The following is a 7,622-nucleotide window of genomic DNA, read 5'->3' on the forward strand; positions in this document are numbered from 1 at the left end:
AGTCCATCCTGCTCTGGCATAAACACATCGAGAATAACAAGATCGGGTGAATGCTCCCTTATTTTTTGGAGACCTTCCATCCCATTGCTTGCTACTCCGATTACTTTAAATCCTTCTATTTTCATGACAAATTGCTTATTCACTTCTTGCACCATCGGATCATCTTCAATGATTAGAACGGTAATCATTCTTTCTCCTCCAATCCATTCATTGGAAAACTAATAAAAAAACTCGCCCCTTCTCCTTGATGAGAAACTACATTTAATTCCCCTTTTCCTTTTTCCACAATCTGTTTTACGAGATGAAGACCTAAACCAAATCCTTTTTTCGTAGAAAACCCATTTTCAAATATTCGGTGCATCTCTGTTTCACTAATCCCGTGCCCATTATCTTCAACAAGAATAGCACATAATTCATCATCCTGTTCAATACTAATATCAATCCTTCTTTCTCGATGTTCGGCTGTTTTTAAGGCAGCAATCGCATTTTCAATTAAATTTCCGAGTATGACAACGAAATCATGATGATCTAAATGCTTCGGAAAACGACTTAAATGGCTTTTCCGGTCAATGACTATTTCAATCCCTAATTCTTTTCCGCGGCTTACTTTCCCAAGCAATAAACCAGCAAGATTATCATCAAGAATATTCTCATTTAAAAATCTCGCGAAACTCCCTTGTTCCTCATCTAATTGAAAGATATACTTTAGTGCCTGTTCATTATTTCCTAGTTGAATTAATCCTGCAATCGTATGAAGCTTATTAGAATGCTCATGGGCTTGTACTCTTAACGCTTCTACAAATTCCTTTACCCCAGTCAATTCCTCCGCCATTTTCGTCGTCTCTGTACGATCTTGAAAAATAGCGACCGCCCCAACTAACTGCTTATTCACTTTAATCGGGACACGATTGCTCATAATCACGTTCCCTCGGACTTGGACTTCCTGATTAAATACTGGTTTATCTAGTTCAAGGATTTCTGGCAGCCTCGTGTCCGGGATCACATCCCAAATGTTTTTCCCAATAACATCCCCGTGGACATTCATCATTTTTTTTGCCTTATCATTAAAGATCGTGATCATTTCATGCTTATCAATTGCGATGACTCCCTCATGCATCGCATGAAACGTTGCTGTACGCTCTTCAAGAAGACGAGCGATTTCATAAGGCTCAAGCTGAAACATTTGCTGTTTAATATGTTTGGCAAGGAAAAATGAACCTATTACGCCAAGCAGAAGGGTCAAAAACATAATGAATAGAATCTCATTTTTTAGTGATAGTAATGTTTCAAACATCGTCGGTAATACATTCCCAACAACAACGACCCCTACTTGCTCTAATTGGTCATTTTTTATTGGAGCAAAGGCACGTACAGCCATTCCTACTTCACCTTTAGCTTTTGAAAGATAGGAATGCTCTGCAAAAGCAGGACCAGCATCTTCTCCTTTTGAAACTGTTCCTAACATGTCCTTTACAGGATGTGAGTAACGAATCCTTTCCATATTTAAGACGGTCACATAATCCGCATTATTAATATTGCGGATTTTTTCAATAGTAGGATCCATTTCTATCCATCCATTTGGTTCAGTAACATGGCGAATGACATCTGGAAGCTGAGCGACGGTTTTTGCCGTAATCATCGCTCTTTTTCCATACTCTTCTTCCTCAAGCTCCACAATATTTCCTATTAAAATAAGGCCGCCGAGCAATAAAGAAAAAAAGACGATGCTGAATGATAATAATGTAATTTTGGAACGAATCGGCAGCCGCTTAAGCGACATGTGCTTCCCCCCTTTATTCAAGACATACAATGTTGTACAATTAGTCGTTTTATTATTTAATTAGAATAATAGAAAACATTCGAGGTGTATAGATGAAGAAGCTGTTCGGAATATTTATTTTTATTATAGCAGGATTTAGTGCAGCTTACCTTTTCGGATCTAGCGGTCTTCACTTCATGAAAGAAGTTCCCTTTGATGATGAGCAGACGGGAATGAAGGAGCAAATAATCATTCGTTTTAGTCATGTTGTGTCAGAAAATACACCAAAGGGGCTTGCAGCAGGGCGGTTTGCTGACCTTGTTCAAAAGAAATCAAATAATAGAGTCAAAGTCGTTGTCTTTCCAAATGCCGAGCTCTTTTCTGACGAAGGTGAGCTGAATGCCCTTCAATCTGGACAAGTACAGATGATTGCTCCGTCAACATCTAAATTAGGAACGCTCTCTCCTGAATGGCTCGTATTAGATTTGCCTTATGCCTTCTCCTCAAATGAAGCGGTTAAAGAAGCGTATGAAGGAGAGATTGGCGAAGCTTTATTTGCCGACTTAAAAAAACAAAATATTGAAGGTTTAGCATTTTGGTATAACGGCTTTAAACAAATGACAACAGTGAAAGGGACAATCATTCATCCAACAGATGTAAAGGGCCAAGTTTTCCGTATCATGCCTAGCAAAGTGATCGAAAAGCAATATGAAGTTCTCGAAGCCGCTTCCCGCCCAATCCCTTTCGACCAAACGTATCATAATTTAGAAAAAGGAACGATTGATGGAGAAGAAAATACGATCTCGAATATATATTCTAAAAAATATTATCATGTTCAAAAATACATGACGATTACAAACCATGCTTATTTAGGCTATGCTGTCTTGATGAATCGAGAATTTTGGAATGGTTTGCCGAGCGAGATTCAAGACATCATTCGGGAAGCAATGGTCGAAGCGACAGATTGGAATTGGCAATATTCGATTGACATGAATGAATCGAATCTTCAACAATTAAAAGAGAATACTAGTATGCAAATTTACGAGTTAACTCCAGAGGATGAAACGGAGTGGAGAAATAAACTCAAAAAAGTGGATCAGCATTTCTCGCCAATCATCGGAGAAAGCATGATGGAACGCTTGCAAAAAATAAAAAATAAATTCGATGGGAGAAGCTCCAGCGCCTTGCCCAGCGCTGGAGTAATGGGATGCCTATGTCCGACTTAGCACTCCGAATGGCTATATCAATGAACCCGTGAATTCCAGAGGTTTTTAGGAGGAATGAGCCATTATAAAATTTCAAAGGACATGAAAATTAAATCGCTCGTTATTGAACAAAAACAATATCCATTCGGACTAAATCCATCTGTTCTAATTTCAAGAGGTTCAGGTGGCAGCATAGGAGTCACAGGAGAGGATTGGCAATTTGCCTATAAAGAAAATGGTTGGAGAGAAATGCTGTTTCTTCATCCAAAGGTTGCTTATAAAAAATATAAAAATGATGAAGAACTGATTAATAGTATGCAAGGGGAAAAAATATATGAGGTAGCACTCTCCTTTGATCAGCCATACAAACTAAGTTAATTACCTTTTAATGAGCTTCCCGAAATGACTTGGTTTTGGGTAAACACTTATAGCAATAGCCATTTAAACACATTTCAACAAGAGGCTATGGAATATGATTGGTCTGCAACGTTTATTAGGGAGAATGAAGCATTAGACTTCTCTATAAGAAACTCTTATACTTCAACGACAGATTTGGCATATGAATATGATGCGTTCCTAAAGTTACTGAAAATAAGTACTTTCAGCGAACACAAGAAAGCTTACAACGCTATGAAAGATATTAAAATAGACGATGTAGAAATATTAGGGGTAGTTGCTTATGGGACGAAGGATGAAATATTAGAAATAATCAAAGAGCCTAGCATCAAAGCTGCTTCACTAGGAGAAGTCATTGATAATTTTTAGTGAATACACTAGTGGCTCAGTATAGGGCATTACTACAAAACGGTAATGCCTTTTGAAGTAATGGGTAGCTTTAACACAACAAGGAATACAATTAAAGAGCCTTAAATATGCAAGTTTCTATGCATTTCTTGTATATATAGGCTCATTTTCTAATACTGCCAAAAACACGCAAAATCCTAAACTTTAAGTAAAACACATTATACCCCAATTAAAAATCCCTCGAAACAATTGTCTGAGGGAATAAAAAATCAATTGAATTTAATGTAAAACACCTTGAAAACAAAATTTTTTAGTAATTTTTACGGAATTTAGGATTATGGTACCTATTCATTTCCTTAGCTTTACCTTATATCTGAGAACTGTTCTTAATTTTTCCGGTTCTACCCTTCTAAAATCAGATAAATAAATTTCTCGATGTGTTAAACTATCTCTTTCAAGTTGATTGGTGATTAAAAACTCATTCATTCTTTCAAAAGTTTGTGGTTCTTCATCATAAGAGCCTAAATGGAGCATTTGTACAGATAGACCGTCCTCAATTGAATCGAATGTCACCTCATTTAGCAGCGGATGTGGTTTCTTTTTCCTTACCCTTTCCATCGCTCTTTCTACAACTTCTTCCGTTACAAAGTCTGGTTGTCTGATCATGATCGTATATAGCAATTCATTTTTATCTAAAGTTTCTATTTTCCTACCTTTTTCTGTTAAATCCCATATCCCTTCTAATGGGTAAACGGTATATTCGAAATAGCCGTCTGGAGTATATCCTTGTTTCGGCATCATTCGAATAGCGTAAGCTAACGAATAAAGAACTCCTATTCTTTCGGAAAAATCCTCTTTATTGGGATCCCCTTTTCCCTTTATCATAAGAAAGTTTTGCTTTGGAACTGTGACCAATTCAGGTTTTTGCTTAGGCATATATAAATCTTTCTCGTTTTTTCTCCATTCATATTTCATTTAGAAAACTCCCGCAATAAAATTTTAGAAACAACATGAATGTATTGCACTTTCATTGAAAATCTCAATTCAGATATCGATAAACAGATTAACCTATTATTAGAAAAATACAAAAAGAAGGTTCAATTGTAAATGACGAGCCAGGTATAACAAAGAGACTGCATCGGTAATTATAGAGGCAATAGGTGCCAATATGTATTAGTTTCCCTCATCAAAACATTTAGCATCTTAGGCGGGCTTATCTCTAGGAAATCATGAGAGTGCAGATAAAAGAAAAAGTACAAGAGCGGTTACATCTAGAATTCATCATAAATACCAATTTTTATTTACATCAAAAAATTATTTTTTCCCGAACAAATTACTTTTCAAGGATGGCTTTGATTTTTTTCAAATCCTTCATGTTTGCTCTCCTCATCATAGTGGTCATGAAAAGGGACATAATCTTATTGAATCCTTTTGGGTTACCTTTATTTCTTAAAGTCATCCGAGTATGATTTTCATCTATTGCTTGCCATGTATAGATAGTCTCCATTGGAAATGGACCATTCGCTGTCCTCATCACAAATTTTTTCATAGGAATAAATTCAACAATTTCATACACATATGCAAGTTCCCTGCCAAGAAAGGTCGCTTTAAAAGCAATTTGTGAGCCTAATGTCAGTGGTTTTGGTGTTTTCCATTCTACAGAATGTATATTGACATACCATTCTGGAGCGTGATCAGGGTTTGTTGCATATTCTGATACCTTTGAAATAGGACAATTCATTGTAATCTCCGTTAGTACGTCTACCATCTTGGCCTCCTACTTTATTTCTTTTCTACGTAATTTTTAAGTAAAGTTCCAAGTAAATACTTCCAGCCTTTGGAGTGCTCCTCTTCCCAATGCTCTTGTATTACACCAGAGGCTGTATGGGATAGTTGAAGCAACGTTCCTCCTTCTTTTTCAAGAAGACGATACGTATAGGCACTGTTTACCGCTCCTTGCATGCCAAGATGGCCATGCAAGCGAATTTCTGCAGGAGCATTTACATAATAGACATTCCCCCAGATTGCTCCTTCAGTTTCACCCCATTTTTCAATAAATTGTCCGCCAGGGACGGGATCAAATGTAAAGTGGGATGTTACTCCTTTTGGAGCTAGACGAAATTCCCACCAGTCTTCCACCGTTTCAGTTAAAGCTTTGAAAACCTCTTCGCGTGATGCTTCCAGGAATAACTCCTGTTCAATTCGAAAATCCTTCTTTGTTTCCATCGTATTATTTCCTCCTTTTTCTTGTACTGCCGCCCGTAAGTTTAACAGCGAACTGGCAGTAGTTTGCATATATTTACCTACCCAGCGGTTATGCATTTCTTGAAGAGGTATGGCATTAAGGAAATTCCTTTTATACTTTCCTTCACGCCGTACTACCACCAAATTCCCATCCTCTAGAATCTTTAAATGCTTCATAATGGCATACCTGGTTACTTCCGGAAAATAGTCGTCTAGTTCTCCAGTTGTTTGCGGTGAAACCTTAAGAATATCGAGAATTCTCCTTCGGATCGGATGCCCTAATGCTTTAAAAACGGTTGAGAGTTCTTCGTCCATCCAATCGATCCTTTCATTAAAATTTATTAACACGTGACTAAAAAGTCACGTGTTAATCATGTGACCTTATGGTAACATTTTGATTAACACCAGTCAACGCTACAAAGATAAAAAAAGAGAACAAATCTTAGTTTGTCCTCTTCATCTTAATTATTGAACTCTTACATGAAAAATCCGTGAATCGTACCAAGCAGTGTGAATATGATTAAATGGTCTCCTATTGCAACCAGAAATGACTTCTTAGACATTAAACCAAATAACGTATTTTTCAAATAAACCAATGAAATCATTAAGCCTATGATGAAACCGATTCCTACTCCTGCTAGAAAATGATCGGACCCGACTGATTGAATGAGTACACCTACTAAGAATGAATTAATAAATGCAAGGATGATAGAGTATATATATTTAAATGGACCGGCGCTTTGATTTCCAAGAATACTTTGATTCTTGTTTTTATTTGATAAAACGACAGAGTAATAAATTCCTCCGTAAACCATATAAACAATTCCTCCCACGATTATGGGCAGGTACTGAAGGCTTCCAAAATCAATGAACATTAAATGATTTCCTCCTATTTCGGTTCTATTGCTAAACAAATCGCCTTAATTTTGCATTCGATTGAAAGCGATCCTTCTATTGGCTCAAGTTCGACCAATTCGATTGGATTTCCCAAATATCTGTATCCACTTTTCGGCAGCCAAAAACTGTATAACTCCGAATAACACTCTATTAATTTGCTTCTCTCACTATACATTACGGGCTCATCAAATTCATAGACGACATGTTTACCACCCTTAAATAGATAAGTAAGTTCATCATCTACTTTTGAAAGATCCTCTTCATTTATTGCAATACGGCAATCATATCGGCTTTTTTCAGGTGGGGTGATATATGGGTTATTTCTAGGAACTCCAAATAGAAACGTATTGTTATTTAGTAAATCTCTAGACTTTGACCAATGATAAATATCCTCCCAAACACCAGGAATCCCACGTGTATAAGGGCCGACACTTTGTCTATTTACAGTTGCGCAAACGGGCATTTCAATTATTTTTACTTTGGTCAAGTCCAACCATTTAAACTCATTATATGTGTTGCTTTGATTTTCTTCTTTCATATTATTGCTAAAAAGTTTAGATTTCTTGCTATCCTGGTACTCCCTTGGAAACCGTTCCAAATAGGCTCCTTCACGCCATTTCTTAGGACTCGTCTTAAAATACTCATTAAATGAATAAGTAAAGTAGGACAGTGACGAAAATCCGCACATGAATGCAATTTGAGTAATAGGAATTTGCTGCTCATAAATTAAAAAATGGGCAGCATTCTCAAGCCGTAGTCTTTTAATATAACCG

At 36.8% G+C, this 7,622-nt stretch carries 10 protein-coding genes; 3 read left to right on the forward strand and 7 right to left on the reverse strand.

All coding sequences use genetic code 11. The annotated features are described in order from the left end of the window. Both V7149_RS20330 and V7149_RS20335 read right to left on the reverse strand, forming a co-directional pair. Positions 1–188: response regulator (locus tag V7149_RS20330; protein ID WP_335347413.1), on the reverse strand; the 188-nt coding region annotated here is incomplete at its 3' end. Further along, complete coding sequence (locus V7149_RS20335) at positions 185–1,780, reverse strand: sensor histidine kinase (protein ID WP_335347414.1); 1,596 nt, start codon at positions 1,778–1,780, stop codon at positions 185–187. The genes V7149_RS20330 and V7149_RS20335, both read right to left, overlap by 4 nt. Before the next feature lie 92 nt (positions 1,781–1,872). On the opposite strand from V7149_RS20335, the gene V7149_RS20340 reads away from it, so the two are divergent. The 3 genes from V7149_RS20340 to V7149_RS20350 are packed head-to-tail and all read left to right on the forward strand — an operon-like array spanning position 1,873 to position 3,729. Then, positions 1,873–2,985: a DctP family TRAP transporter solute-binding subunit gene (locus V7149_RS20340; RefSeq protein WP_335347415.1), complete on the forward strand. Its 1,113-nt coding sequence runs from the start codon at positions 1,873–1,875 to the stop codon at positions 2,983–2,985. Between the two features lie 54 nt (positions 2,986–3,039). Continuing rightward, the gene (locus V7149_RS20345) at positions 3,040–3,342 is read left to right on the forward strand and encodes a hypothetical protein (RefSeq protein ID WP_335347416.1); all 303 of its coding nucleotides are present in this window, start codon (positions 3,040–3,042) and stop codon (positions 3,340–3,342) included. A 24-nt stretch (positions 3,343–3,366) separates the two neighbouring features. Next, the gene (locus V7149_RS20350) at positions 3,367–3,729 is read left to right on the forward strand and encodes an anti sigma factor C-terminal domain-containing protein (protein ID WP_335347417.1); all 363 of its coding nucleotides are present in this window, start codon (positions 3,367–3,369) and stop codon (positions 3,727–3,729) included. A gap of 327 nt (positions 3,730–4,056) precedes the next feature. Here V7149_RS20350 and V7149_RS20355 read toward each other — a convergent pair whose 3' ends face one another. From V7149_RS20355 to V7149_RS20375, 5 genes are all read right to left on the reverse strand, one after another. Further along, positions 4,057–4,683 (reverse strand): GyrI-like domain-containing protein, encoded by a 627-nt coding sequence (locus tag V7149_RS20355; RefSeq protein WP_335347418.1) that lies wholly within the window; start codon positions 4,681–4,683, stop codon positions 4,057–4,059. Positions 4,684–5,041: 358 nt separating this feature from the next. After that, on the reverse strand, positions 5,042–5,476 hold the full coding sequence (locus V7149_RS20360) for an SRPBCC family protein (protein WP_335347419.1): 435 nt from the start codon (positions 5,474–5,476) through the stop codon (positions 5,042–5,044). 14 nt (positions 5,477–5,490) lie between these two features. Beyond that, positions 5,491–6,267 carry an SRPBCC domain-containing protein gene (locus V7149_RS20365; RefSeq protein WP_335347420.1) on the reverse strand — a complete coding sequence of 259 codons (777 nt, stop codon included), beginning with the start codon at positions 6,265–6,267 and terminating at the stop codon, positions 5,491–5,493. A 161-nt stretch (positions 6,268–6,428) separates the two neighbouring features. After that, complete coding sequence (locus V7149_RS20370; RefSeq protein ID WP_335347421.1) at positions 6,429–6,827, reverse strand: DUF1761 domain-containing protein; 399 nt, start codon at positions 6,825–6,827, stop codon at positions 6,429–6,431. Positions 6,828–6,841: 14 nt separating this feature from the next. After that, positions 6,842–7,622, reverse strand: a 781-nt coding sequence (locus tag V7149_RS20375) for an AraC family transcriptional regulator (protein WP_335347422.1), incomplete at its 5' end; no start/stop codon positions are given.

The organism is Bacillus sp. JJ1503, assembly GCF_036965125.1.
GTDB lineage: Bacteria > Bacillota > Bacilli > Bacillales > Cytobacillaceae > Cytobacillus.

Coding starts and splice junctions, on each gene's coding strand:
- V7149_RS20335 (WP_335347414.1), bottom strand. CDS start 1,780: ATGTCGCTTAAGCGGCTGCCGATTCGTTCCAAAATTACATTATTATCA.
- V7149_RS20340 (WP_335347415.1), top strand. CDS start 1,873: ATGAAGAAGCTGTTCGGAATATTTATTTTTATTATAGCAGGATTTAGT.
- V7149_RS20345 (WP_335347416.1), top strand. CDS start 3,040: ATGAGCCATTATAAAATTTCAAAGGACATGAAAATTAAATCGCTCGTT.
- V7149_RS20350 (WP_335347417.1), top strand. CDS start 3,367: ATGACTTGGTTTTGGGTAAACACTTATAGCAATAGCCATTTAAACACA.
- V7149_RS20355 (WP_335347418.1), bottom strand. CDS start 4,683: ATGAAATATGAATGGAGAAAAAACGAGAAAGATTTATATATGCCTAAG.
- V7149_RS20360 (WP_335347419.1), bottom strand. CDS start 5,476: ATGGTAGACGTACTAACGGAGATTACAATGAATTGTCCTATTTCAAAG.
- V7149_RS20365 (WP_335347420.1), bottom strand. CDS start 6,267: ATGGACGAAGAACTCTCAACCGTTTTTAAAGCATTAGGGCATCCGATC.
- V7149_RS20370 (WP_335347421.1), bottom strand. CDS start 6,827: ATGTTCATTGATTTTGGAAGCCTTCAGTACCTGCCCATAATCGTGGGA.